Raw genomic sequence first — 25,712 nt, 5'->3', positions numbered from 1 at the left:
TCGGCTGGCTAGGGTGCCCGGGTGACCGACAAGCCCTTCCTCTACGTCGTCGTCTGCGCCGCCGGAGTCGCCGCGGACGTCGGCAAGCTGATCACCGCCGCGCAGGAGCGGGGCTGGGAGGTCGGTGTCCTCGCCACCCCGACGGCGATGAGCGGCTTCTTCGACGCCGCCGCCGTCGAGACGCGGACCGGCCGCCCGATCCGCTCCGCCTGGCGCCGCCCCGGCGACCCGCGCCCCTTCCCGGCGCCCGACGCCGTGGTGGTCGCCCCGGCCACCTTCAACACCGTCAACAAGTGGGCGGCCGGCATCGCCGACACCCTCGCCGTCGGCACCCTGTGCGAGGCCGCCGGGCTCGGCGTGCCGATCGCCGTCCTGCCCTGCGTCGCCGACGCGCTGGCCGCCCATCCCGCCTACCGGGACAGCGTCGCCCGGCTGCGCGGCATGGGCGTCCGCTTCGCCGACCCGTACCAGGAGGAGGCCGGAGGGGACGGCGGGCGGCGGGAGTTCGGCTGGGAGCGGGCCCTGGACCTGTTGCGGAACGGCTGAGCGGCACCCCGCACCCTGACGGACGAGGAGCCCCGGGAGCTCGCCGAGCCCCGCCCCCCGCACCCGATCGCGGGCCACTGACGGGGCGGTGACGCCGGGACGCGACCGGGAAACACCCGGTCGGCGCCCGCCGCGGCGAGAGGCGTGCGCCTCACCGGGGAGTGACTTCCGCCGAGGTCACTCCCTGTCCGCCAGGGCCAGTTCCGCCCAGATCGTCTTGCCCTCCGTCGTGTGCCGCGTCCCCCACCGCTGGGTGAGCTGGGCGACCAGGAGCAGGCCGCGGCCGCCCTCGTCCCAGGTCTTGGCGCGGCGCAGGTGCGGAGCCGTGTGGCTGCTGTCGGAGACCTCGCAGATCAGCGTCGACGCGTCGTGGATCAGGCGCAGCCGGATCGGCGGGGCGCCGTAGCGGATGGCGTTGGTGACCAGCTCGCTCACCACCAGCTCCGCCGTGAACGACGCGTCGGTGAGCGCCCATGCGGCGAGCTGGTCGAGGACCTGCTTGCGGATGGGTGCCACCAGCGCCGGATCGGCCGGGATGTCCCAGGTGGCGACCTGCGAGGACGGCAGGCCCCGGGTGCGGGCCAGCAGCAGCGCCACGTCGTCCGCCGAGCCGCCCGGCGCCAGCACGCTGTTCAGCACACGGTCGCACGTCTCGTCGAGCGGGCCCGACGCGCCGGACAGCGCCTCGCGCAGCGCGGCCTCGCCCTGCTGGTCCCCCCGCCCGTGCGAGGTGACCAGTCCGTCGGTGTAGAACGCCAGCACGCTGTCGTCGGACAGCTCGAACTCCGCCGACTCGAACGGCAGTCCGCCCAGGCCCAGCGGCGGCCCCGACGGCAGTTCCAGGTGCCGGGCCGGTCCGCCCGGCGGGATCAGCACCGGCGGCGGATGCCCCGCCCGGCACAGGGTGCAGCGCCGCGACACCGGGTCGTACACCGCGTACAGGCAGGTCGCGCCGACCTCTCCGGGCCCGGAGTCGCCGCCCGCCTCCTCCGACAGGTGCAGCACCAGGTCGTCGAGGTGGGTGAGCAGCTCGTCGGGGGCGAGGTCGATGTCGGCGAGGGTGCGCACGGCCGTGCGCAGCCGGCCCATCGTCGCCGAGGCCTGGATGCCGTGCCCCACGACGTCCCCGACGACCATGGCGACCCGCATCCCGGACAGCGGGATCACGTCGAACCAGTCGCCGCCCACACCGGAGCGCGCGGCCGGCAGGTAGCGGGTGGCGGCCTCCAGGGCGGCCGTCCGCGGCAGGGACCGGGGCAGCAGGCTGCGCTGGAGGGTGAGCGTCGTCTCCCGCTCCTGCGAGTAGCGGCGGGCGTTGTCGATGCAGACGGCGGCGCGCGCGGTGACCTCCTCGGCCAGCAGCACGTCGTCGTGGGTGAACGCCTCCGGCCGGCTGAAGCGGGTGAAGACGGCCACGCCGAGGGTGGTGCCGCGCGCCTGGAGCGGCACGGACAGCATCGAGTGCACGCCGTACTCCTCGATCCGCCGGGCCCGCGTCTCGTCCACCGACAGCCACGGGTCGAGGTCGCCGGACGGCACGGAGGCGACGATGCTGTGGCCGGTGACCAGCGAGTCCGCCTGCGGCGAGTGCTCCGGGTAGACGACCACCTCGCCCACCTGCGCGACGCTCTCCGGGGCGCCGGCCGTCAGGGACTGCTGGGCGACCCGGCGCAGCGGGACCGGCGGGGACAGCGGACCGGCCGCCTCGTTCCCGTTCTCCTCCGGCTCCAGCAGCTCCACGCTGACGAAGTCGGCGAGCGCCGGCACGCACACGTCCGCCAGCTCCTGCGCCGTCCGGGTGACGTCCAGGGTGGTGCCGATGCGCATGCTGGCCTCGTTGACCAGCTGCAGCCGCTCCCGGGCCCGGAACTGCTCGGTGAAGTCGTGCGAGGTCACGCACACGCCCCGCACCCGTCCGGACCGGTCGGTCAGCGGCGCCAGCCGGGCCAGCCAGGCGTGCGCGTGGCTCTCGGCCCTGGCCTTCATGTGCGTCTGCATGTCGTGCGGCCGCCCGGTGCGCAGCACCTGCCGCAGCTGCCGTTCCAGCTCGCTGTGCTGCGGGCGGCTCCCGATGTCGGTGGGCCGCAGCCCGCGCAGGTGGCCGGCGGGCAGGCCGAGGAGCTGGGCCATCGCGTCGTTGACCCCGCGCAGCCGCAGTCCCTGGTCGAAGACCATCGTGGCGCACGGCGACTGGAAGACGGCCTTCCTGACCAGCGGGTCGTCGGGCAGATCGTGGTCGGTCGCCTCCAGCGGGGTGACCGCGAGCCACTCGCCGGGGCCGTCGCCGGAGGGCTGCCGGCGGTGGGCGAGCACCCACACGCTCACCGTGCCGCCGTCGCGGTGGCGCAGCACCAGCGTGCCGTTCCACCGGTCGGACGGCAGTGGGAGCGGTCCCGAACCGTCGGCCAGCAGCTCGGCGGCCGGGCGGCCGACGACCTCCTCGGCCCGGTGTCCCAGCAGCAGTCGCGCGCCCTCGCTCCACCGCGTGAGCGTGCCGTCGGCGGTGATGACGGCCCGGGCCGTCACGGCATCGTCGAACGGGTCGTCCGGCCTCATCGTCGCCACTCCATCGCGCCCACTCACCGTGAACCGGTGCATCGCCAGAGTCCCAGCCTAGTGCGTCGGAGCGTGACATGAACGGGAACCGGGGCCGCCGCCTCCGCGACATCCGGAGGGCGCTTGTCGTGTCACGACCGTTGACGGGGCGTCACATCTGCCACAACCATGGGCGGCGCACGGAGTTGGGAGCGCTCCCATTCGCGCCCCGTACCCCCGTACCTCCGCAGAGGAGCCCAGACGTGAAACGACGCAGAACCGCGCTGCTGACCCTCACCGGTCTGCTGGCGACCGCGCTCACCGCGCTGCCGGCCGCCCCGGCCGGGGCGGACGAGGCCGAGCAGGTCCGCAACGGCACCTTCGACAACGGCATCGAACCCTGGTGGGCCTCCGAGGGGGTCACCGCGGGCGCCTCCGACGGCCGCCTGTGCGCCGACGTGCCCGGCGGCACCGCCAACCGCTGGGACGCGGCCGTGGGCCACAACGACATCACCCTGGTGGAGGGGGAGACCTACCGCTTCTCCTTCAGCGCGACCGGTTCGCCCGCGGGCCATGTGGTCCGGGCGATCGTCGGCCTCCAGGTGGAGCCCTACGACACCTACTACGAGGTGTCGCCGCAGCTCAGCGTCTCCGGCGACACCTACTCGTACACCTTCACCGCACCGGTCGGCACCGAGCGGGCCCAGGTCGGCTTCCAGCTCGGCGGCAGCCCCGACCCCTGGCGGTTCTGCGTGGACGACGTCTCCCTGCTGGGCGGCGTCGCCCCCGAGCCGTACGAGCCGGACACCGGGCCGCGCGTCCGGGTCAACCAGGTGGGCTACCTGCCCGCCGGGCCGAAGAACGCCACGCTGGTCACCGACGCCACGCAGAAGCTGCCCTGGCGGCTCGAGGACGGCCGCGGCCGGGTGGTCCGCACCGGCTGGACCGTGCCGCGCGGCACCGACGCCTCCTCCGGGCAGAACGTGCACTCCGTCGACTTCGGCTCCTACCGGGGACGCGGCACCGGCTTCACCCTCACCGCGGACGGCGAGACCAGCCACCCCTTCGACATCGACGCGAGGGCGTACGAGCGGCTGCGGCTGGACTCGGCGAAGTACTACTACACCCAGCGCAGCGGCGTGGAGATCCGCGAGGACCTGCGCCCCGGCTACGGCCGCCCGGCCGGCCACGTGGACGTGGCGCCCAACCAGGGCGACGGCGCGGTGCCCTGCCAGCCGGGGGTCTGCGACTACACCCTCGACGTCACCGGCGGCTGGTACGACGCCGGCGACCACGGCAAGTACGTCGTCAACGGCGGCATCAGCACCTGGGAGGTGCTCAGCACCTACGAGCGCGCGCAGCACGCCCGCACCGGCCGGCCGCACGAGCTCGGCGACCGGACGCTGAACATCCCGGAGAGCGGCAACAAGGTCCCCGACATCCTCGACGAGGCCCGCTGGGAGCTGGAGTTCCTGCTGAAGATGCAGGTGCCGGACGGCGAGCCGCTGGCCGGCATGGCCCACCACAAGATCCACGACGAGCAGTGGACCGGGCTGCCCCTGCTGCCCAGCGACGACCCGCAGAAGCGCGAGCTGCACCCGCCGACGACCGCCGCCACCCTGAACCTCGCCGCCACGGCGGCGCAGGCGGCCCGGCTCTACCGTCCCTACGACAAGGGGTTCGCCGACCGCGCCCTGGCGGCGGCGCGCAAGGCCTGGGCGGCCGCGCTGGCCCACCCGGACCGCCTCGCCGACCCGGACGACGGCATCGGCGGCGGCGCCTACCCCGACGACATCGTGTCCGACGAGTTCTACTGGGCGGCCGCCGAGCTCTACCTCACCACCGGTGAGCGCCAGTTCAAGGACCACCTGCTGAAGTCCCCGGTGCACACCCAGGACATCTTCGGCCCGACCGGATTCGACTGGGCGCGCACCGCCGCGGCCGGCCGGCTCGACCTCGCCACGGTGCCGAACAGGCTGCCCGGACTCGACAAGGTCCGCCGCTCCGTCATCGAGGGCGCCGACCGCTACCTGGCCACCCTGAAGGCGCACCCGTACGGGATGCCGTACGCGCCGGAGGGCAACCTCTACGACTGGGGCTCCAGCCACCAGATCCTCAACAACGCCGTCGTCCTCGCCACCGCCTACGACCTCACCGGCGCGGCCAAGTACCGGGACGGCGCGCTGCAGAGCATGGACTACATCCTCGGCCGCAACGCCCTGAACATGTCCTACGTCACCGGCTACGGCGAGGTCCACGCCAAGAACCAGCACAGCCGGTGGTACGCCCGCCAGCTCGACCCGAACCTGCCGAACCCGCCCGCCGGCACGCTCTCCGGCGGACCCAACGCCAGCATCCAGGACCCGTTCGCCCAGTCGAAGCTGCAGGGCTGCGTCGGACAGTTCTGCTTCATCGACGACATCCAGTCCTGGTCGACCAACGAGCACACCATCAACTGGAACGCGGCCCTGACCCGCATGGCCTCCTTCGTGGCCGACCAGGGCTGACCCGCTTCCTTCTCGCGCGGGCCGGTGACCGACAGGGCCACCGGCCCGCGCCCGTACCCCGGTACCCCAACGCATACGCTCTGACCTGCGGGTATTTACTGTTCAGTACCCGAGCGGTACCGTAAGTCCATGCCAGCTCTCAACGTGGAGTTCAGCGACCGCGAGCTCGAGGACCTGCGGCAGATCGCCAAGGAACGCGGTACGTCCATGAAGGCGCTCGTACGGGAGGCGGCAGCAGCGGACATAGCCCGCCACCGCGCCCTCCAGGAGGGCGCCGAGGCCTTCCGCCGCTTCTTCGCCACGCACGCCGACGAGTTCGCCGCCGCGTTCCCCGACGACGAACCGCCCGTCAAGGGCGCGGGCCGGGCCGCCTGACCGATGACGCCCGTGCTGCACATCGACGTGCCCTGGCTGCTCCAGCGGCACGAGGAGGTCCTCCCGGACCAGCCCACGATCAACGACTTCTCCGCCCTCGTGGCGGCCGTCGCCCGGCACCGCGTCGATCCGCCCCGGCTGGGCGTGGACTCCGACGCCGCCTGGCGGGCCGCCGCCCTGCTGCACACCCTCGCCGTGCTCCGCCCGCTGCCCTCGGCCAACGCCCGCTTCGCCTGCGCCACGGCCGTCGCCTACATGTACGTCAGCGGCGCCGGCATCGACCCGCCCTACGGCGCCCTGGTCGACCTCGCGCGCGACCTGATCTCCGGCGCGGTGGACGTGTACGGCGCCGCCGACCGGCTGCGCTCCTGGCAGATCTGACACCCGGGCCGCCACGCCTGCGCGGCCGGGCGTGCCGCTGCGGACGCGCCGTTCACCCGGGGCGCGCGTCGCGGAAAGGGCACACCGGGGGAGTGGTGTGCCCGCCTTCCCGTCACGCCTTCCGCCGCGTCTTCCTGTCACCGCTTTTCGCGGCGCCCCGCGCGAACTCCGAAAAGGCGCCGTGAATGCCGAACACGGATCGCGGACCGCCTTCTCCTTTTGACTTTCTGTCAACGTGGGAATGTTGCCCGACCGCCTTGTTGGCCGCGTGCGGGTTGTGCGAGAGTGAGCCACCCGTGAGGGGGTAGAGGCCGGGGACGCTCGCGCGTCGATGAACCGGACCGGAAGCGCCGTCGGACAATTCCCGCCCCCCGCGCCACACCAAAGAGGTACGCCCGACTCGGGCATCCCTTTTCGGTGCCGGAAACGCTCGAATGTCACATGCGCTGTGGGAAGGAACCAATCTCAGTGCACACCCCCCGCCCCCCTCGTCCCCCCTACCCCCCGCCGGGCGGTGATCCCGGGGAATCCGACGAGGCGCTCGCCGCGCGGCTGCGGGGGCGTCCGGAGGCCGAGGCGGCCCGTTCCGTCGCCCTGCTGACGGCACGCCACTGGCACGCGATGCACGACTACGCGACCGTGTGCCTCGCCTCGGGCGGGCGCACCGCCGCCATGGTCACCGGGGCCGCCCTGCACCGGGTGCTCGACCGGGTCGCCCTCGGCGAGTCCGCCGTCGCCCTCCGTCCCGTCCTGCTCGTGGGGGTGCGGGACACGGTCCGCGAGTGGGCGGCCGACGACCGCGTGACCGAGGTGCTGCCGGGACTGCTGAAACCGGTGGGCGGGCGGGGCATGCGCGCGGCGACGACCATGACGCCGGAGAACCGCGCACTCGCCCAGCGGGCGTTCCGGTCCCTGCCCGCGCCCGCGCGCTGCCTGCTCTGGCACGTCGAGGTCGAGGCCGAGCCGGTCTCCGTGCCCGCCGGTCTGCTCGGCACGGACGCCGACCTCGCGTCGGGCGCGCTCGACCAGGCACGCGAGAAGTTCCGCCAGGGGCTGGTCCGCGCCCATCAGGAACTGGCGCCCACGCAGGAGTGCCGCTTCCACAACCGGCTGCTCGACGTGCCCATCCGCCGGGGCGGCGAGCTGCTGCTCGACGTGCGGCAGCACATGGCCGAGTGCCGCTACTGCCGCAACGCGGCCGAGCAGCTCGGCCACTTCCCGTCCGGACTGGGCACGCTCCTCGCGGAGGCGGTGCTGGGGTGGGGGGCCCGGCGCTACCTCGACTCACGACCGGGCCGTGCCACGTCCGGTCCGCGCTCCGGCCGGGCCGGACGCCGCCGGCGCCGCGGCGGCGGGGACGGACACGGGCACACCGACGGCCGGCGCCGGCTGCTGGCCCGGTTCCCGGTGCCCGACCGGCTCGCCATGGCGCTGCCCGACCCGGTGCGCTCCACCCGCACCCTGCTCACCGGCCTCGGCGCGGTGTGCGCGGGCGTGCTGGTCAGCGTGCTCATCGCCGGGTCGTCCACCCCGGACGGCGGCACCGCCGGCCCGACGGGCGCCACCGGTGCGGGCGGCCGGGCCGCCGTGCCGTCCGCCTCGCCGCCCGGAGCGGCCGGCCTGCCCTCCGCGCCGAGCCGCACCCGGCTGCGCAACATCGCCTCCGGGCTGTGCCTGGACACCCGCGACGAGCCCCGGGACGGCTCCGGCACCCGGCTGGCGAAGTGCTCCACGGCATGGACCCAGCAGTGGACGTACGAGGAGGACGGGCTGCTGCGCAGCGTGGCCGACCCGGGGCTGTGCCTGGACTCGCACAAGGACGCCGGTGTGGTCGTCCTCGGCGCCTGCGCCGACGCCGGCGACCGCACCGCCGACGACGTGCGGTACGACCTCACGGCGCAGGGCGAGCTGGTGCCCCGGTGGGACGTGCGGACGGCACTCGCCCCGTCGGCCCTCGACGCGGACGCCGACATCGTCGTCAAGGTGCGCGACCGGACCGTGGAGCAGCGCTGGGCCGCCGAACCGGTCCGCTCCGCCGGCGAGTCCGGCGAGCCCTTCTCCGTCACCGGCCCGACGGCCCCCTCCGCCCGCTACGCCGACCTGGCGCAACCGGTGAGCTGAGCCGCGCGCCCCCGGGGCGGCCGCCGGGCCGCCCCGGACGGGTCAGAGCGCCGCCTCCGTGAGGTCGGCGGGCCCCACCGTGCCCGGACCGGAGTGGCCGGACAGGGCGAGGGTGAGGTCGAGTTCGGCGAGCAGACAGCGGATCACGTGCTCCACGCCCGCCTGCCCGTCGAGGCCCAGCCCGTACACGTACGGCCGCCCCACCAGCACCGCGCGGGCGCCCAGCGCGAGCGCCTTGAAGACGTCGTCGCCGGTGCGCACCCCGCTGTCGAACAGCACGGTGAGCCGGTCGCCGGCGGCCCGCACCACCTCGGGCAGCGCGTCCGCCGCGGCGATCGCGCCCGCCACCTGGCGGCCGCCGTGGTTGGACACCACCACCCCGTCCATGCCCGCGTCGGCGGCCGTCCGGGCGTCGTCGGGGTGCAGCACGCCCTTCAGGACGATCGGACCGTCCCAGTTCTCCCGCAGGAACGCCAGATCCGGCCACGTCTTGGCGGGGTCGGCGAACATGCCCACGAAGTGCATCACCGCCGCGTTCGGATCCTCGTGCACCGGCTTGGCGAGCCCCGCCCGGAACGCGGGGTCGGAGAAGTAGTTCGCGGTGCCCACGCCGCGCAGGAACGGCAGGTACGCCTGGTCCAGGTCGCGCGGCCGCCAGGACAGCAGGGGCGTGTCCAGGGTGACGACCAGCGCCGAGTATCCGGCCGCCTTCGCCCTGTCCAGGAAGGACCGCGCCACCTCCACGTCCTTCGGCCAGTACAGCTGGAACCAGCGCTCCGCGTCCCCCATCGCCTCGGCGACCTGTTCCATCGGCGTGCTGGACGCCGACGACAGCACGAACGGCACGCCCTGCGCGGCCGCGGCGCGGGCGGCCGCCGGCTCGGCGTCCGGGTGCATGATCGACAGCACCCCGACCGGCGCGAGGGCGAGCGGCGCGGGCAGCGGGCGGCCCAGCACCTCCACCGACAGGTCGCGCTCGTGGACGTCCCGCAGCATGCGCGGCACGATCCGGCGGCGGTCCAGGGCGGCCCGGTTGGCACGGGCGGTGCTGCCGTCGCCCGCGCTGCCGGCGACGTACCCGACCGGGCCGGGGCCGAGGCGCCGCTCGGTCAGCTCCTCCAGGCGGGTCAGGTCGGTCGGCAGCCGCGGCACGGCGCCCGTCATCCCGTTCAGGTAGATCTCGTACTGGAAGTCGGCCCAGTGCTTCGCCATCCGCCCCGCCCTGTCTCGTCGTGGATCGTGGTCCCGACGCATACTGGCCGGTATGCGCCGGTGGCGTCCAGCGTCCGGTGACAGGACGCCCCCTCCGCCGGAGGAGACGCGCGGTGTGCTCGAAGGTGACCGCGAAGCATCCCTTTCATGACCGCAAGGGGTTTCTATTCAGCCTGCGCACGGCGGAATCGGAAAGTTTCAGGCCGATTGACGAGCGACGGATATCCGGCCATCTGGCCGTTTCTCTTGCGCGGGGGCCGCGAGTTCACGGGGTCGACGCGCGTCCGTTTGGTGACTTCACGCCACTGATTCAATACGCAATGTTACTGAAATGCATGGGGTCGAGATGAGTTTCCGCCGGGGACTCGGCAGACTCCGGCACGCCGGTCCGGCACCACCGAGCACGGGCCGGCGAACGGAAGAAACGAAGCGGAAGGATGCACACAATGCGGAACACCGCGCGCTGGGCCATCACCCTCGGCCTCACGGCCACCGCCGTCTGCGCCCCCCTCTCCGGGGCCGCGCTCGCCGCCCCGGGAGACGCCCCCTCCGCGCTCTACGCCCCCTCTGCCCTGGTGTTCACCGTCGGCAAGGGCGTCAGCGCCACGACCGCCACGCCGGAACGCGCGGTCACCCTGACCTGTGCCCCGGGCCCCGAGGGCACCCACCCGGCCGCCGGCTCCGCCTGCGCGGAGCTGGCCGCCGTCGGCGGCGACCTGAACGCCCTGACGCGGAACGACGACGTCATGTGCCCGATGGTGTACGACCCGGTGCTGCTCACCGTGGACGGCGTCTGGCAGGGCAAGCGCGTCTCCTACGAGCGCGTCTTCTCCAACGAGTGCGAGCTGAACGCGCACGGCGCGAACGTCTTCGCCTTCTAGAGACCGGGATCGCACGGTTCCCGTGACCGCGTGGCGGCCCGCGGACTGGGGAGTACGGGGCACCGCGCGGACAGTGCGATCCCATGGGAGGCCGACGGGCGGAGTGGGGCCGCCCGCCGGCCTCCGGGCTGTTCACCGGGCCGTTCCCCGGCCGCTCGGGGAACGGTCAGGCGCGGTCGCGGTGACTGGTGTCGCACCAGGGGTAGCGCCGGCTGCGCCGGCAGGTGCACAGGGCCACGCGGAAGCGGTCGGAGGACACCACCGAACCGTCCTCCAGCTCCACCTCCACCGGGCCCTCCACCAGCATCGGCCCCTTGCGCCGCACGGTCACGCGGCGCGCGTCGCCGGACGCGGGGTCCGGGACCCCGGAGGGAGCGCCGGACCGGACGGCGGACGGGGACCGCGCGGGATCAGACGGGGAGTTCGGCACGGACCACCACCAGCTCTTCCTCGTTCTCGTCCGGGGACAGCAGCCCACGCTCCCGCAGCCACTCCACCCGGGTCCGCAGCACCGGCCCGAAGGCGATCCGCTGCCGCTGCGTGACCGCGGACTTCATTCCCGCGGACCGCAGACAGTCCACGGTCAGCCCGGGATCGCTGAGCGCCGACTGCACCAGCAGCAGCACTCCGCCCGGCCGCAGCAGTCCCGGCGCCTCGTGGCAGATGCGGTCGAGCACCAGCCGCCCGTCGCCGCCCGCGTCCCAGGCGCGGGCCGCGCCGCGCGGCGGCCGGTGCGTCCGGGGCGCGGGGACGTACGGGGGGTTGGCGAGGACCAGGTCGAACGACCGTCCCCGCACCGGTTCGAACAGATTGCCGCGCAGGACCTGGACGGACAGACCGGCCCGCAGGGCGTTCAGCCGCGCGGCGCACACGGCCCGCCGCGACACGTCGACCGCGGTCACCCGGGCGCCGCGCCGGGCGGCCGCCAGAGCCAGGGCGCCGGAACCGGTGCCGACGTCGAGGACGGCGGCGCCCGGCGCCACCGGCTCGTCGGCCAGGGCCGCGGACAGCAGCTCGGTGTCCTCTTGAGGGGCGTACACGCCCGGAGGTGCGAGACTTTTCACAGGCGGCCGGGTACCCCGTTGGTCAAGAGACATGGGTCGCCTCCTGTGACAGGGGAGCGCGCAGCGCGGAGCGGCCCTCGCTCCACTCGGCGAGCAGCCGGTCGCCGAGCCGGTCCTCCGTGAGGACCGTGGCCGCCACACCGAACGCGATGTCCGGCGCGAGGTGCGGCTCGTCCTCCAGCAGACCGCCGATGACGTCCTTGCGGACCACCTGCTCGTGCACCGCGTCCGCCTCGACGTGCTCGTCGTAGAAGTGCTCGGCGGCGGGGCCGGCGCCGGTGCGCCGCATGGCCTCCGCGAGCCGCCGGGACCCCGGCGAGGAGGTGATCTCGACCGTCGCGAAGTGGCCCACCAGGGCGCCCCGCAGGGTGCGGTGCAGCCCGAACAGCGACATCAGGTTCACCGTGACCAGCAACTCCGCGCAGGCCGCGTCCAGATACCGGCCGTACGTCGTGTCCAGCCCCAGATCCGTCATCAGATCGGCGAACAGCCGGGCGTGCACCCGGTCGCCCCGCCCGCCGCCGTACTCGTCGAACTCCACTGCCGCCATCGCCGCCTTGGCCCGGCCGCGCAGCCGCGGCAGCACCCAGGCGTGCGGGTCGGCCTCCTTCAGGTGGTACAGCGAGCGCAGGGCGGCGTACTCGCGCAGATGCCACAGCTCGCCCTTGTCGCGCAGGAAGTGGCTGACGCCCGTGCCCTCCACCGGCTCGACGAGGATCCCGGCGAGCGCGTCGTCGACGCTTTCGTGGCGCGGGGCGTCCTCGCGGAGCGCGGCGAGGAAGCGCCGCTCCATGGCGGCCCGCACACGCAGCAGGTCCGGGTCCCACTCCAGGGTGGGCGCCACGCCCGCGAAGCCGCGGTAGTGCAGTTCGTAGCAGAGGTAGAGGGCGAGCTGGAGGTCCTCGCCGTACACCGGGGCGGCGGCCACCTCCTCCTCGGAGGGCAGCGGGCCGGCGCCCCGCAGATACGTCGTCACGGCGCGGCTGAGCGGCCCGCGCGGCGCGGGCAGCAGAGGTTCGTCTCGAGGGTCGTCCATGGACCCCGTGTACCCGGACGGCGTACGGAAACCCCTGCCGGTGTGGCGGGGGCGGACGCGCGGGGTACGCCATGACGTCATGAAGGCATTGGTGATCAACTGCACGCTCAAGAAGTCGCCGGAGACCTCCAACACCGAGGCGCTGTTCCGGACCGTCACCGAGCGGCTGGAGCGGGAGGGCGTCGAGGTCGACGTCGTCCGCGCCGTGGACCTGGACATCGCCCCCGGCGTGGTCAGCGAGGCCGTGCACGAGGGCGACGACTGGCCGGGAGTGCACGAGAAGCTGCTCGCGTCGGAGATCCTCGTCATCGCCTCGCCGACCTGGCTGGGCCAGCCGTCGTCGGTGGCCAAGCGCGTCCTGGAGCGCATGGACGGGATGATGTCCGAGACCGACGACGACGGACGTCCGGTGGCCTACAACCGGGTCGCCGGCGTCGTCGTCACCGGCAACGAGGACGGGGCGCACCACGTGATCAGCGAGATCACGGGCGCGCTCCACGACATCGGCTACACCGTCCCCGGCCAGGCGTGGACCTACTGGAACCAGGGCCCGGGCCCCGGGCCGAGCTTCCTGGAGGGCGGCAGCGGCCAGGACTGGTCGCGCAGCACGGGCCGCGCGATGGCCGCGAACCTGCTGGGCGTGGCCCGCGCCCTCGCGGCCCACCCGCTCGGCGCTCCGCCGCAGTAGGGGCGGTCACGGGGCTGCCGTCCAGGTCCTCCCGGAACCCGGGTGGCGGTGTCCGCGCGCGTCTACTCGCCCTCCGCCTCCTCCTGCGCCCGGACGTTGGGCGTGACCGCATCACCCGCCTCGCCGCGGTGACGGCGGTCCTCGTCGGTGTCCCGGGTGCGGCGCTCGGCCTCCTCCACCTCGCGCAGCACCTCCTCGAGGGCCGACTCGGACGGCTTCGGGGTGTCGTCGTGCTCGTGCTCGGACAACGGGCTCTCCTCACGTCGTGCTCGGTCGTGCTCGTCGCTCCCGGCCCCGCGGGCGGGAGTCAGGGCCGGGCGGCGGCGATGCGCAGCGGCACCGGGTCGGCACCCTCCGCCTCCTCGTTGCGCCGGGTGATCTCCGCCCACCAGGAGGGGCCGTCCTCCACGTGGCGCAGCAGCACCCCCTCGCGCAGTGCCCAGGGGCAGATCGTCACCGTCGCCAGGCCGGTCAGCTTCATCGCGGTGTGCGCCACCACGGCCCCCGCCAGGCTCTGCGTGGCGCGGGGCGCGGAGATGCCGGGCAGCCGGGCGCGTTCGGCGGCCGGCAGGGCGGCCAGCCGGTCGATCGCCCCGCGCAGGTCGGCGACGGACAACTCCCGCTCCACGAACGGGCCGTGCCGGCCGGGCGCCGCCCCGCACAGCCGGCCGAGCTGCTGGAAGGTGCGGGAGGTGGCGACCGCCGTGCGCGGCCCCTCCCAGCGGATCCGGGCCGCGGCGTCGCGCAACTGGTGACGCACCTGCCGGCGCAGGGCGCGCACCTGGTCGGGCGAGGGCGGGTCCTCGTCCCCGAAGTGCTCGTGGGTCAGCCGGGCCGCGCCCAGCGGCAGCGAGGCGGCGAAGTCGGGCAGCCGGCCGCGCCCGAAGGCGACCTCCAGCGAGCCGCCGCCGATGTCCAGCAGGGCCAGCGGCCCGCAGCGCCAGCCCATCCAGCGGCGCGCGGCGAGGAAGGTCAGCTCCGCCTCGACCTCGCCGGGCAGGGTGCACAGCGCGACGCCGGTCCGCTCCCGGACCGTGCGCAGCACCTCACGCCCGTTCGAAGCCCCGCGCACCACGGCCGTGGCGAAGGCCAGGGGACCGGCGGCGCCCCAGCGCGCGGCGGCCCGGTCCGCCGCCGCGACGGCCTCCACCAGGTCCTCCACGGCGCGGTCCGGCACCGGCCCGCCGGGCGTGACCTGCTCGGACAGCCGCAGCCGCCACTTGGCCGTGTGCACCGGCAGCGGCGCACCGCCCTCCGTGTCCGACACGACGAGCCGGACGGTCTTCGACCCCACATCCACCACGCTGGTCCGCATGGCCCGTGGGTACCCATTTACCGCCCCGTCCAACGGACGGATCGCGCGGAGGGCCGCATACGCGCCACGGTGTGCGTGCCCCGGCGGGAGGGGGACCGAGCCGTCCCCGGGGGCCGACGGCCGACGGCTCAGGCCAGCTGCCTGCGCACCAGCTCGTGCAGCCGGCCCCGGGTGTCGGCGAGGAGCTCGGACGGGGCGCCCTGCTGGACCACCTTGCCGGCCTCCATCACCACCACCCGGTCCGCGTCCAGCACCGTCGACAGCCGGTGCGCGATGACGACGCGGGTCGCCCGCAGCGCCTTGGTGCTCTCGATCACCGTGCGCTGCGTCCCGTTGTCCAGGGCGCTGGTCGCCTCGTCGAAGAAGAGGATCCGGGGCCGGCGGATCAGCGCCCGGGCGATCATCAGCCGCTGACGCTGGCCGCCGGAGACCGCGCCGCTGCCGGACACGACGGTGTGCAGCCCCATCGGCATCCGGCGGATGTCCTCGGCCAGTCCCGCCATCTCCGCCGCCGCCATCGCCTCCTCCGGCGTGTACGGCTCGCTGCCGCAGATCACGTCCGTGATCGACCCGGTGAACGGCTGCGCGTGCTGGAGCACCACACCGCACTGGCGGCGCACCGCCGACGGGTCCAGCGCCGCGAGGTCCTGACCGTCGTACAGCACGCTGCCGGACAGCGGGCGGTCGAAGCCGATGAGCAGCCGCAGCAGCGTCGACTTGCCGCAGCCGCTCGGGCCCACGACCGCCACGAACTCGCCCGGCCGCGCCTCGAACGACACGTCGTCCAGCACCAGCGGGCCGTCGTCGGAGTAGCGGAAGGACACCCGCCGCGCCTCGATCGCGCCGGTCAGCGGGCCCGGCCGGGTGCTCGCCGCGCGCACCTCGGGCGCCGCGTCCAGCACCGGCCGGATCTGTTCGAACAGCGGCAGCGCGGCGACCGCCGAGACGAACGAGCCCGTCAGCTGGGTCACCGACGTCAGCACCATCGTCACCGACGTGTTGAAGGTGAGGAACTCCGCCGCCGTCATCGACCCGCAGGCCGCTCACCAGCAGCCCCGCCAGGTCGCCCCGGGCGCCGCCCAGGCAGAACCGCATCAGCCGCAGCGGGCTCAGCCGGCGCTCGGGCAGCGGTCCGGTGACCGGGCCGGGCATGCGCTGTGCAGATTCCCCGAAGCCGGGACCCGCGGCGGGACCGGACACCGGGAGCCCCCGGACGGTGACGGACGGTGAGGGCCTGGAAGGAGTTGAACACCTCTCGACCCCCTTGCGTACCAACGACCGTCCAGGCGCCCCGAACAGCCGCCGGGCGGCGGCACGACTCCGGTCCCCCCAGGAGGTCGAGAAGTTTGAGTCACAAGCGAATCCCGAAGCGCAAGGCCGCGGCAGCGGTGGGCGCTGTGGTGGCCCTCGGCGCCGCCGCGATCCTGCTCCCCAGCGCCGGCGCGTCCCAGGACGGCGTGCCGGACGACGTCGCGGCCGCGCCGAGGACCCTCAGGGCGGGTGACGCCTCGGACCTCGCCACCCGGCTCGCCGGCATGCTCGGCGACGCGTACGCGGGCGCCTGGTACGACGGCGAGGACAAGCGGCTCGTCGTCAACGTGGTGCGCGGCGAGGGCGTCATGGCCCTGAAGGCGCGCAGCGCGGGCGCGGAGGTCCGCGAGGTCGACCACAGCATGGCCGAACTGGAGGCCGGGGCACGGACGTTGAAGACGGAGGCGACCATCCCGGGCACCTCCTGGGCGGTCGACCCGCGCACCAACAAGATCCTCGTCACCGCGGACAGCACGGTCACCGGCGACACGTGGGACCGGCTGGAGTCCACCGTCGAGGGCCTCGGCTCCGGCATGGCCACCCTCAAGAGGTCCGCGGGCACCTTCCGCACCTTCGCGTCCGGCGGTGACGCCATTTTCGCGGGCGGCGCCCGCTGTTCGCTCGGCTTCAACGTCACCGCGGGCGACGGCAGCCCGGCGTTCCTCACCGCCGGGCACTGTGTCGCCGCCGGCGACGAGTGGTCCGACCGGCAGGGCGGCGAGCCCATCGCCACGGTCGGCCAGGCGCTCTTCCCGGGCGCGGGCGACTTCGCGCTGCTCGCCTACGACGACCCGGCCGTCGAGGCCCCGAGCGAGGTGAACGTCGGCGGCCGGACGGTCCCGGTCGTCCGGGCCGCGGACGCCACGGTCGGACAGCAGGTGTTCCGCATGGGCAGCACCACCGGCCTCGCCGACGGACAGGTGCTCGGCCTCGACGCCACGGTGAACTACCCCGAGGGCACGGTCACCGGCCTCATCCAGACCGACGTGTGCGCGGAGCCCGGCGACAGCGGCGGCCCGCTGTTCACCCAGGACGGTCTCGCCCTCGGCCTGACCTCGGGCGGCAGCGGTGACTGCACTGTGGGCGGCGAGACCTTCTTCCAGCCCGTCACCACCGCCCTGGAAGCGGTCGGCGCGACCCTCGGCGCCGACGCCGACGCCGACGCCGGCGCGGACGGCCAGGCCGGCGGCCAGGCGCAGGGCGCGGGCGAGGAGACCGGCGACGGCCAGGCGGGCGCGGACGGCCGGGCGGACGCCGGGGACCGGACGGGTGGTCAGGACGCCGGTGCCGGCCAGGACGCCGGTGCCGGCCAGGACGCCGGTGCCGGCCAGGACGGCGCGGGCGGGCACCACGGTGCGCCGGAGCAGAACGGCACGGGCTCCGGCCGCCACTCCGGGGCCGGCTCCGGGCCGGCCCCGTCGCACTGACCCCGTGCGCGGGAGGCGCCCCCGGCCGTGTGCGGGCCGGGGGCGCCTCCCGCGCACGGCCCGCGCCACCGGGCCCGCACGGGCCCTTCGCGCGCACCCCTGCGCGTACCCCGTTCCGCCGCCGTGAGGCCCGTGCCCGCCTTGCCGGTCCTGACGGACCCCCGCGAGCGGTTCCCGGGGCGGTCCGCCCGGGAGCCGTTCGCGCACAGGGGCTGCGCCCGTGTCCCTTTGGCGCTGTAATGGCCAACGTGGTCGGTGAGGGCGCTGCGGGAGGCGGCACGAGAACGCTGCGTGCCGAGGGCGCCCTGAGCGCGATCGCGGCGGATCCGCAGGCGCCCGACCGGCTGCGCAGGACCCTGGAGCAGGCCCTCGTCTTCGCCGGCGCCCTGTTCGCCGGCGTCTACGCCCCCGGCGAGGACGGCGAGCTGCTGTGTCTGGCGGAGGCCGCCGGGGTGCCGCGGACCCTGTGCGGGGTGCGCGACTGCTACTCCGCCACCGGCCGCGGTCCCGTCGCCGAGGCCCACCGCGGACGCGCGGTGTGGCTCGGACCGAGGGACCTGGCCGCCCAGTCCCAGTCGCGGCGCACGCCCCGCCGCGATTTCCACCTCGCCGCCCTGCCCGTGCGCCACGACGGCGGCGGCTGTCTGCTCGCGGTGAGCGAGCGGCCCGGCGGGTTCGACGCCGACGACCGGGCGTGCCTCGGCCTCGTCGCCGACGCCGTCGCCTTCCCCGCGCCGCCCGTCACCGCCGAGGGCGCGGACCTGCCGCCGGGCGGCTTCAGCCTCGCCATGGACACCGGCCGGGTCCGGGTGCACGACGACGTCCTGGACCTCTACGGACTCGACCCGGACGACTTCGACGGGCGGGTGGAGACCCTGCTCGGCCTGGCCGTCCCCGAGGACCTGCCCTCGCTGATGTCCGTGGTGGAGGCCGACCACATGACCATCGGCGACCGCGAGCTGGAGTTCCGGGTGCTCCAGCCCGCCGGACCGCCCCGGTGGCTCCGGCTGCGCGGCCGGCTGGCGCCCGGCGGCGAGGGACGCCCGGCCCGGCTCGTCGGCACCGTCGCCGACGCCTCCTCGCTGCGCGCCGACGTCACCGACGTGGCGCGGGTGCAGCGCCTGGCCGCCGCCCTGTCCACCGCCGTGACCGTGCGGGACGTCGGCAAGGCCGTGGTGGCGGCGCTGCGCCGCCCGCTGCGCGCGGACCGGATGGCGCTGGCCGAGCTGGAGAGCGACCGGCTCGTCGTCACCGTCCTCGACCCGCCCGAGCCGGAGGCCTGGCCGGAGCTGTGGCGGTCGGAGTGGCGCACCGAGTGGCCCGACGCGCCCGTGCGCACCATGCCGACCCTGGCCGCCGCGCTGCGCGACGGCCGCCCCGCGATGTGGCCGGCCGGCTCCCCGCTCGAACCGGCGCTCGCCGGGGTCGGCCCGGGCGGTCTCGCGGTGCTGCCGCTGCCCGCCGGCAACCGCATGGCCGGCGCCTGCCTCGTCGGCTGGGACGCCCCGCACGACATCGGCGCGGACGAGCGGACCCTGCTCACCGCCGCCGCCAACCTGGCCGGGCAGGCGCTGATGCGGGCCCGCGCCTTCGACGCCGAGCACGAACTGGTCGGCATGCTCCAGCGCCAGCTGCTGCCGCACCGCCTGCCCCGGCTGCCGGGCGCGGTCGCCGTCGCCCGCTACCTGCCCAGCACCGCCGGACTGGAACTCGGCGGCGACTGGTACGACGTCATCCCGCTGGCCGACAACCACGTCGCCCTCGTCATCGGGGACGTACAGGGCCACAGCGCCGGCGCCGCCACCCTCATGGGACAGATGCGCACCGCCCTGCGCGCCTACGCCGTCGAGGGACATCCCCCGGACGTGGTGGTCTCCCACGCCAACCGGCTTCTCGTCGACATGGAGACCGACCTCTTCGCCACCTGCTGCTACGTCGACGTCGACATGGAGGCGGGCACCGCCTGGTGCGTGCGCGCCGGACATCTGCCGCCGGTGCTGCGCCACCCGGACGGGCGCACCGAGATCGCGGAGGCGGAGGGCGGTCCGCCGCTCGGAGTGGTGCGGCAGTGCGACTTCCCGATGAACCCGCTGCGGCTCCAGCCCGGCACGCTGGTCGCCCTCACCACGGACGGCCTGGTCGAGTCGCCCGACTCCGACATCGACACGGGCATGGAGCGGTTCGCCCGGCAGGTGGCCGCCGCCGACCCCGCCGACCTGGGGCCGGTCGCGGACACGCTGCTCGGCAACGCGCTCCGCAGCGACGACGTGGCGCTGCTGCTGATGCGCTACGACGGCATGGACACCCGTCCGCTGCGGGAGAGCTGGACGGTGTGGCGGGTGCCCCAGGCGGTCGGTCACGCCCGCCGCTTCACCCGGCGCACCCTGCGCTCCTGGGGCGTCACCGAGGAGATCGACGCGCCGCTCCTCGCCGTCTCCGAGCTGGTCACCAACGCCCTGGTGCACACCGACGGCCAGGTGCGCCTCGACCTCGCCCTGATCGGGGACCGGCTGCGTCTCGCCGTCGCGGACGCCTCCCCGCGCTCGCCGGTGAGGCCCACCAGCATCGGCTGGGAGGCCACCGGGGGCCGCGGCATCCTGCTCGTCGAGGCGGTGGCGGCGTCCTGGGGAACCCTGCCGGTCAGCGGCGGCAAGCAGGTGTGGGCGGAGTTCACCGTACGGCGCTGACGGTGCCGTCCGCCGCACGGCGGGTACCCGGGTCCTTCACCGAGCCGGCGAGGACGCCGAGCAGGCCGAGGAAGGGGACACATCATGACCCAGTACGTCCGCGACATCATGACCGCCGCGCCCGTGACCGTCGGGCCGCACACCTCCGTCGCGCAGGTCGCCCGCATCATGCGGGACCGCGACCTCGGCGCCGTGCTCGTCACCGACGAGGGGCGGCTGCGGGGACTGGTCACCGACCGGGACCTGGTGGTGCGTTCGGTCGCCGAGGGCGTCGACCCCGAGGAGACCACCGTGGCCGGCGCGTGCAGCGACGACCTGGTGACCGTACGGCCCGACGACGAGCTGGACCTCGCGGTGCGGCTGATGCGCGAACACGCCGTGCGCCGCGTCCCCGTAGTCGAGGACGAACACCCGGTCGGCGTCGTGTCGTTGGGGGACGTCGCCATGGAGCGCGACCCGGAGTCGGCGCTCGGTGACATCAGCGTCGCCCGTCCGCACACGTGAACTCCTCACATCCGTAAGGGGGTCGCATGAACGCGCGGTGTGGGGTCCGGCCTCCGTGGCACCGGGGGACCCGGCCCGCCGGTGACCACGGAAGGAGATGATGTGACGTGATCACGGGGAGCACCGACAAGCCCCGGACCCGCCGTCCGAAGACCGGCTGGGCGCGCGCACGGCGACTGCGCGGTCAGGGACCGCTGCGGACCTGCCTGCCCGCGGTCGACCGGAACACCACACCGGCCGCCCCGGTCACCCGGGCCGAGGGGAACGTCGTGCGCGGCGAGGAATGACCCCCGCCGTCACCGGGCCCGCACCCACGAGGTGTGCGGCCCGGCGGCGTGTACGCGTCCCCACCCGCCCCGGCGTCCAGGCCGCCCCCCACACGCTCCTCGACGGTGGCCGCGGCCTTGTCGATGTCACTCGCCGGGCGCCTGGTCACCGGCTGCACGTGCCCGATCCCCCCGCCGTGCTGCTGCAGCACCGCACACCGCACGGCGAAGCGCCACTTCGTCCCCCGGGAGGCCGTCCGCTTCGGTGCGGGTGGTGACCGGTGCGCCCGCAGGGTGGTGCGCCGGGGTGTTCTCGGCCCCCTCGACGGTCGGAGGGTGGGCACCGTACCGTCGACGACGGTCACAAGGGGACCGGTGGGCGGGCCCGGCCGCATGACGAGGGGTGGGGAGTGGGGATGGTGGGCAAGGACCCTTGGATCAGGCCACTGCGCGGTGCCGCGGATGCCCGGGCGCGCGTGGTGTTCTTTCCGCACGCCGGAGGCGCCGCCTCGTTCTACGCTCCGTTCGCGCGGCGGTTCCCCGACGGGTACGACGTGGCAGCCGTTCAGTACCCGGGGCGGCAGGATCGTTGGGGCGAACCGTTCGTGACGACCGTCGAAGGCCTTGCCGACCGGCTGCTGCCGTCCCTGCGGCGATGGGCGGCAGAGCCCGTGCCGCTCGTCCTCGTCGGTCACAGCATGGGAGCGTCCGTCGCCTTCGAGTCGATGCTCCGGCTCGGGCGCGACCGGTTGACGGCCCACTGCCGCCTGGTCGTCTCCGGCCGCGCCGCCCCGTCGATGACGCGAGAGGCCCGGGCGTTCGACTCCGACCGGGACCTGCTCGACCACCTCGCACGCCTCGGCGGAACCGACACGGCGATCCTGAGCAGCCCGGACCTGATGGACCTGACGCTGCCCGCCATACGCAACGACTACCGGGCGGTCACCCGGTATCGGCCGGTCCCCGACGCGGTGGTGGCGACGCCCGTCCTCTGTCTGACCGGGGACCGGGACCCGCAGGTGACGCCGGAGGAAGCCGCAGCCTGGAAGAGTCACACCACGGCCGGCTTCCGGCTGGAAATGCTCCCCGGCGGACACTTCTTCCTGTCGGACCACCAGGACACCGTCGTGCGTCTCGTCGCCGAGTGCGCCGAGGCCGGCGTCCGGTGACGGGCGGTGGGCCCGCAGTGCGCCGGGGCCGCGCCGGACTGCTGCTCTCTCCTTGACGTGGCGCCCACGCACGTGGGCGAGCGCGCGTGTCCTCGGTTTTCCGCGTGCGCCGGGTCGGCCTCGACGCCGTGGCCGTGCCGGTGACCGGACGACCCGGCGGGGCCCGGGGCGACCCGCGCCCGGTCTGGCCGAAACCCGTGGTGTGGACGGCCGTGTGATCGAGGCGGTGGTCGCGGGGGTGAGGGGGGTCGTGCCCCGCGGTGTGGAGGGCGTGTGAATTCTCTTCGACAGCACCAGGTTTGAATGTGAAACGCCGGGATACACGCCCTTCTTGGCGAGGCGCCCCACGGCTCTCCCCTTCGATTTCGGGGGGTTGCGATCTCGTCACCCGACGTGAAAACTGTGAGCGCGCTCGGCCCGGACGAATCGTGTCGAAGGCGTGTTCTTGGCATGTGAAGTGCGGAATCGTGGGTCAGGGGAGTTCCCGCGCGGGGTTGCTGCACGGGAGAAGTCACGGGGGGATGTGTTGATGTCTGTTCGTCGGTCCCCGGGGTGTGTGCTGCCAGGCTGCGCAGGTGCGGGCCTGTCCGCTGCTCGGCGGGCTTCCGGACCGCTCGGAGCCGCATCCCCGCCGTCCGAAAGCTGTCCTCAGATGTGCTGACGCCCGGGCCGGCATGCCGTGAGCCGGCGGACCGGCCGGTCGCTCCCGGCCCGGCCCCCGGGGGCGGGCCGCGGGGCGGCCCGTGGCGCGGAGCGAGAGCCGTCCTGCGGCGCCACGTCCGGTGGCCGCGGGCATGCCGGCCGCCCCTGCCCGCGGCGGCCCACGGCGTCGTCGCACCACGGCATCGTCGGTGACCCACCGCCGGGCCTGCGCGTTCTCACCCAAGGAGAAACGGTGACAAGCACAGAACTGACCGGGGCGGAATCGCCACTCGACGCGTTACCCGAAAGATGGCGCTGCTTACGCGACGCGGGCCCCGTGGCGTACGACGAGGAGCGGCAGCAGTGGCACGTCGTGGACCACCAGGGCGTCGCTGCCGTCCTGTCCGACCCGGCGACGTACTCCTCCGACATGACGCCGATCGCCCCCACCCAGGAGGACTTCGAGGCCTTCACCCAGGGCAACTTCGTCGGCATGGACCCGCCGGAGCACCGCAAGCTCCGCACCCTGGTCAGCCAGGCCTTCACCCCCCGCGTGGTCCACGGACTCGCACCTCGTGTCGAGGCCGTCTGCGCGCGGCTGTTCGACGGTGTCGCCGACCGCGACCGCTTCGACCTGGTCGACACCCTCGCCTACCCCCTGCCGATCATCGTGATCGCCGAACTCCTCGGTGTCCCCGCCGAGGACCACCGGCTGTTCCAGGAGTGGGCCGCGACCCTCTTCGGCGGCGACCAGCTCGGCGACAGCCTCGACATGGCCGACCTGGAACGGGCGCTGGAGGCCATCGCCCCGACCGTGCGCGAGATGAACGGCTACGTGCTGGACCACATACGCCGCCGCCGCGCCGACCCCGGTGACGACCTGACCACAAGACTCCTCTCCGCCGAGGTCGACGGGACGCGGCTGGAGGACCAGGAGATCGTCGGCTTCGTCGCCCTGCTGCTGGTCGCCGGGCACATCACCACCACCGCGCTGCTCGGCAACGCCGTGGTCGCCTTCGACCGGCACCCCGGCACGTTCGACGCACTGCGCAAGGACCCGGACCGGGTGCCCGCCGCAGTGGAGGAAGTCCTGCGGTGGCTCCCGCCCTTCCCCGAGCTGGGCCGGCGCACCACCCGGACCGTGGAGCTCGGCGGCCACGAGATCCCGGCCGACACCCTGCTGATGGTCCACCTGGGGGCCGCCAACCGCGACCCCTCCCGCTTCACCTCGCCGGACGTCTTCGACCCGGCCCGCGATCCCAACCCCCATCTGACTTTCGGGCACGGCATCCACTTCTGCTTCGGCGCCCCCCTGGCCCGACTGGAAGCCCGTATCGCCCTGCGGATGATGACGGCTCGTTTCCCCGACATCGAGGTGCCCTCGTACGACGACGTCACGTACCAGAACCCGGCTGTCATCGTCGGCGTACGCCACCTGCCGATCGCCGTCACCAGGCCGTGAGCACGTCGACGCGCACCCCGCACCGCTCACCGCGGGGCCGGCGCGTCCGCTCTCCCCGCACCCGCTCTCACCAGGAGTCACGTCCCCATGACCTACTCGACCGCCGCGCCGACCACCGACCGGCCATCGGCCGTCTCACACCACGAGTTGCGCAGTCACCTCGAATCCCTCGCGCGCATACACCTCGTGCCCGGGGCCCAACTCGCCGTCCACACGGGAACCCACCTCGTCAGCCTGCACACCGGCACGGCCGACGCCCTGACGAACACCGCGTTCACCGCGCGGACGGCCGTCCCCCTGGGGTCCGTCACCAAGGTCGCCACCGCCACCGCCGTCCTGCTCCTCGCCGATGACGGCGACATCGACCTGGACGAGCCCGTCAGCGGCCTCCTGCCCGACTTGCCCGGCGAGTTACCTGATGTGACGGTCCGCCACCTTCTGAGTCACACCGCGGGCCTTCCCACCGGGCCCGACTCCGACAGCGCCGTCGGCGCCACCGCCTCCCGCTACCTCTCGGCCGTCTGGACCGCCCGGAACACCCTCTTCGCGCCGGGCACCGGATTCTCGTACTCCAACGCAGGCTACGTCGCCGCCGGCCGCATCCTGTCCGAAGTGACGGGCATGACCTGGCAGGAAGCGGTGACGGCGCTCGTCCTGGAACCCCTGGGCATCGTCCCCGCGTTCCTCGGCGACACCGCCCCCTCGCGGCCGCTCGCCAGCGGCCACGCCCTCAACACGGCCACGGGTCTGGTGCGCCCGGCCCACCAGAACCTCGCCCCGGTGGAGGCCCCCGCCGGAGCCCTGCTGGCCAGCGCCGAGGACCTGGTCACCCTGGGCAGAGCCCTGATCGGCCGATCGGCCGCGCTGCCGGCCGCCGTCGCCGACCGGATGCGCCACCCCGAACCGGCCGCCGACGCCGGCGCGCTGGCGGACTCCTGGGGCCTGGGCCCCGCCCTCTTCCAGCAGGACGGCCGGGTGTGGTGGGGCCACGACGGCAACGCCCAGGGCACCTCCTGCCACCTGCGGGCCGACGCCGACACGGGCATCGTGGTCGCCTTCACCGGCAACGCCGGTGCCGCCACCGCCCTGTGGCGCGACATCGCCGCCGAACTCGCCCGGCTCACCGGCATCCGCGTGCCCACCGGCCCGTCCGCCGACACCCGCCGCGGACCCGCCCTGACCCTCACGGACTGCGCCGGGACGTACCGCAACGGGGCCATCGAGTACACGGTCAAGCTGGACGGGGACGGCAAGCCGACCCTGTCCGTCGACGGCGACTACCCCATTCCGCTGGTGTGCTACGCGGACCTGTCCTGCGACCTGGTGGACCCGTCCACCGGCCGGCTCGAACCGGGCGGCCGCTTCCACCGCGACCCGGTCACCGGGGCCATCGACCGGCTGCAGATATCCGGGCGCGCCGCGCGCCGAACAGGCACCGGCTGACCGCACCGCGCGTCTCGCCGCCGTCGGTTGACCGCACCGCGCGCCGCACCGCCGCCGTCCGACCGTGTCCCGCGCCACCCGTCACGCACCCGCCCCGTAGGCGAAGACCCCGCACCGCTCCGGTGTGCCCGCGCGCCGCC

At 74.5% G+C, this 25,712-nt stretch carries 21 protein-coding genes and 1 pseudogene; 14 read left to right on the top strand and 8 right to left on the bottom strand.

Translation table 11 applies throughout. The features are described from left to right. Positions 1-21 precede the first annotated feature (21 nt). Complete coding sequence (locus tag C1708_RS02640; protein ID WP_106411103.1) at positions 22-546, top strand: flavoprotein; 525 nt, start codon at positions 22-24, stop codon at positions 544-546. Positions 547-723: 177 nt separating this feature from the next. On the opposite strand, the gene C1708_RS02635 is transcribed toward C1708_RS02640, so the two are convergent. Next, complete coding sequence (locus C1708_RS02635; RefSeq protein WP_106411102.1) at positions 724-3,102, bottom strand: SpoIIE family protein phosphatase; 2,379 nt, start codon at positions 3,100-3,102, stop codon at positions 724-726. 242 nt (positions 3,103-3,344) lie between these two features. On the opposite strand from C1708_RS02635, the gene C1708_RS02630 reads away from it, so the two are divergent. From C1708_RS02630 to C1708_RS02615, 4 genes are all read left to right on the top strand, one after another. Further along, positions 3,345-5,588 carry a glycoside hydrolase family 9 protein gene (locus C1708_RS02630; RefSeq protein ID WP_106411101.1) on the top strand — a complete coding sequence of 748 codons (2,244 nt, stop codon included), beginning with the start codon at positions 3,345-3,347 and terminating at the stop codon, positions 5,586-5,588. Between the two features lie 129 nt (positions 5,589-5,717). Next, positions 5,718-5,963, top strand: coding sequence for a hypothetical protein (locus C1708_RS02625; protein ID WP_033275293.1), 246 nt, complete (start codon positions 5,718-5,720; stop codon positions 5,961-5,963). Positions 5,964-5,966: 3 nt separating this feature from the next. Continuing rightward, positions 5,967-6,344, top strand: coding sequence for a toxin Doc (locus C1708_RS02620; RefSeq protein ID WP_106411100.1), 378 nt, complete (start codon positions 5,967-5,969; stop codon positions 6,342-6,344). 468 nt (positions 6,345-6,812) lie between these two features. Next, positions 6,813-8,465: an RICIN domain-containing protein gene (locus tag C1708_RS02615; RefSeq protein ID WP_106411099.1), complete on the top strand. Its 1,653-nt coding sequence runs from the start codon at positions 6,813-6,815 to the stop codon at positions 8,463-8,465. Between the two features lie 42 nt (positions 8,466-8,507). Here C1708_RS02615 and C1708_RS02610 read toward each other — a convergent pair whose 3' ends face one another. Next, positions 8,508-9,677, bottom strand: coding sequence for a lactate 2-monooxygenase (locus tag C1708_RS02610; RefSeq protein ID WP_106411098.1), 1,170 nt, complete (start codon positions 9,675-9,677; stop codon positions 8,508-8,510). A 446-nt stretch (positions 9,678-10,123) separates the two neighbouring features. Here C1708_RS02610 and C1708_RS02605 point away from each other — a divergent pair, with 446 nt between their 5' ends. Further along, the gene (locus C1708_RS02605) at positions 10,124-10,558 is read left to right on the top strand and encodes a subtilase-type protease inhibitor (protein ID WP_106411097.1); all 435 of its coding nucleotides are present in this window, start codon (positions 10,124-10,126) and stop codon (positions 10,556-10,558) included. A 166-nt stretch (positions 10,559-10,724) separates the two neighbouring features. On the opposite strand, the gene C1708_RS36040 is transcribed toward C1708_RS02605, so the two are convergent. Genes C1708_RS36040 through C1708_RS02590 form a run of 3 tightly spaced genes read right to left on the bottom strand, consistent with a single transcriptional unit; the run spans position 10,725 to position 12,658 of the window. Continuing rightward, on the bottom strand, positions 10,725-10,988 hold the full coding sequence (locus C1708_RS36040) for a CDGSH iron-sulfur domain-containing protein (protein WP_391663612.1): 264 nt from the start codon (positions 10,986-10,988) through the stop codon (positions 10,725-10,727). Beyond that, positions 10,969-11,598, bottom strand: coding sequence for a HemK2/MTQ2 family protein methyltransferase (locus tag C1708_RS02595; RefSeq protein WP_241911139.1), 630 nt, complete (start codon positions 11,596-11,598; stop codon positions 10,969-10,971). The genes C1708_RS36040 and C1708_RS02595 overlap by 20 nt, the downstream gene beginning before the upstream one ends. Positions 11,599-11,644: 46 nt before the next feature. Then, the gene (locus tag C1708_RS02590) at positions 11,645-12,658 is read right to left on the bottom strand and encodes an iron-containing redox enzyme family protein (protein ID WP_106411095.1); all 1,014 of its coding nucleotides are present in this window, start codon (positions 12,656-12,658) and stop codon (positions 11,645-11,647) included. 79 nt (positions 12,659-12,737) lie between these two features. Between C1708_RS02590 and C1708_RS02585 the strand changes: the two genes are divergently transcribed. After that, positions 12,738-13,346: a flavodoxin family protein gene (locus C1708_RS02585; RefSeq protein ID WP_106416115.1), complete on the top strand. Its 609-nt coding sequence runs from the start codon at positions 12,738-12,740 to the stop codon at positions 13,344-13,346. Between the two features lie 62 nt (positions 13,347-13,408). Here C1708_RS02585 and C1708_RS02580 read toward each other — a convergent pair whose 3' ends face one another. The 3 genes and pseudogenes from C1708_RS02580 to C1708_RS02570 form a co-directional block, all read right to left on the bottom strand. After that, entirely contained in the window at positions 13,409-13,594 is a 186-nt protein-coding gene (locus C1708_RS02580; protein ID WP_106411094.1) for a hypothetical protein, read from the bottom strand. A 59-nt stretch (positions 13,595-13,653) separates the two neighbouring features. After that, a complete protein-coding gene (locus C1708_RS02575; protein WP_106411093.1) occupies positions 13,654-14,661 on the bottom strand; it encodes a Ppx/GppA family phosphatase in 1,008 nt (335 codons plus the stop codon). A gap of 128 nt (positions 14,662-14,789) precedes the next feature. Next, positions 14,790-15,701: pseudogene (locus C1708_RS02570) on the bottom strand (ATP-binding cassette domain-containing protein); the annotation flags it as partial. A 306-nt stretch (positions 15,702-16,007) separates the two neighbouring features. Between C1708_RS02570 and C1708_RS02565 the strand changes: the two are divergent. From C1708_RS02565 to C1708_RS02535, 7 genes are all read left to right on the top strand, one after another. Continuing rightward, complete coding sequence (locus C1708_RS02565) at positions 16,008-17,399, top strand: S1 family peptidase (protein WP_106411092.1); 1,392 nt, start codon at positions 16,008-16,010, stop codon at positions 17,397-17,399. Positions 17,400-17,638: 239 nt separating this feature from the next. Beyond that, positions 17,639-20,086, top strand: coding sequence for a SpoIIE family protein phosphatase (locus tag C1708_RS02560; protein ID WP_106411091.1), 2,448 nt, complete (start codon positions 17,639-17,641; stop codon positions 20,084-20,086). Positions 20,087-20,170: 84 nt separating this feature from the next. Further along, entirely contained in the window at positions 20,171-20,590 is a 420-nt protein-coding gene (locus C1708_RS02555) for a CBS domain-containing protein (RefSeq protein WP_106411090.1), read from the top strand. A gap of 107 nt (positions 20,591-20,697) precedes the next feature. Beyond that, positions 20,698-20,877 (top strand): hypothetical protein, encoded by a 180-nt coding sequence (locus C1708_RS02550; protein ID WP_106411089.1) that lies wholly within the window; start codon positions 20,698-20,700, stop codon positions 20,875-20,877. A gap of 395 nt (positions 20,878-21,272) precedes the next feature. After that, complete coding sequence (locus C1708_RS02545) at positions 21,273-22,025, top strand: thioesterase II family protein (protein ID WP_106411088.1); 753 nt, start codon at positions 21,273-21,275, stop codon at positions 22,023-22,025. 979 nt (positions 22,026-23,004) lie between these two features. Next, complete coding sequence (locus C1708_RS02540; protein ID WP_241911138.1) at positions 23,005-24,129, top strand: cytochrome P450; 1,125 nt, start codon at positions 23,005-23,007, stop codon at positions 24,127-24,129. Positions 24,130-24,216: 87 nt separating this feature from the next. After that, entirely contained in the window at positions 24,217-25,572 is a 1,356-nt protein-coding gene (locus tag C1708_RS02535; protein ID WP_106411086.1) for a serine hydrolase domain-containing protein, read from the top strand. Positions 25,573-25,712: the final 140 nt, after the last annotated feature.

The organism is Streptomyces sp. DH-12 (assembly GCF_002899455.1).
In the GTDB taxonomy this organism is placed as follows: domain Bacteria; phylum Actinomycetota; class Actinomycetes; order Streptomycetales; family Streptomycetaceae; genus Streptomyces.
This window is presented reverse-complemented; position numbering and strand designations above follow the sequence as displayed.

Coding starts and splice junctions, on each gene's coding strand:
- C1708_RS02585 (WP_106416115.1), top strand. CDS start 12,738: ATGAAGGCATTGGTGATCAACTGCACGCTCAAGAAGTCGCCGGAGACC.
- C1708_RS02625 (WP_033275293.1), top strand. CDS start 5,718: ATGCCAGCTCTCAACGTGGAGTTCAGCGACCGCGAGCTCGAGGACCTG.
- C1708_RS02610 (WP_106411098.1), bottom strand. CDS start 9,677: ATGGCGAAGCACTGGGCCGACTTCCAGTACGAGATCTACCTGAACGGG.
- C1708_RS02560 (WP_106411091.1), top strand. CDS start 17,639: ATGGCCAACGTGGTCGGTGAGGGCGCTGCGGGAGGCGGCACGAGAACG.
- C1708_RS02535 (WP_106411086.1), top strand. CDS start 24,217: ATGACCTACTCGACCGCCGCGCCGACCACCGACCGGCCATCGGCCGTC.
- C1708_RS02635 (WP_106411102.1), bottom strand. CDS start 3,102: ATGAGGCCGGACGACCCGTTCGACGATGCCGTGACGGCCCGGGCCGTC.
- C1708_RS02575 (WP_106411093.1), bottom strand. CDS start 14,661: ATGCGGACCAGCGTGGTGGATGTGGGGTCGAAGACCGTCCGGCTCGTC.
- C1708_RS02590 (WP_106411095.1), bottom strand. CDS start 12,658: ATGGACGACCCTCGAGACGAACCTCTGCTGCCCGCGCCGCGCGGGCCG.
- C1708_RS02555 (WP_106411090.1), top strand. CDS start 20,171: ATGACCCAGTACGTCCGCGACATCATGACCGCCGCGCCCGTGACCGTC.
- C1708_RS02605 (WP_106411097.1), top strand. CDS start 10,124: ATGCGGAACACCGCGCGCTGGGCCATCACCCTCGGCCTCACGGCCACC.
- C1708_RS02545 (WP_106411088.1), top strand. CDS start 21,273: ATGGTGGGCAAGGACCCTTGGATCAGGCCACTGCGCGGTGCCGCGGAT.
- C1708_RS02620 (WP_106411100.1), top strand. CDS start 5,967: ATGACGCCCGTGCTGCACATCGACGTGCCCTGGCTGCTCCAGCGGCAC.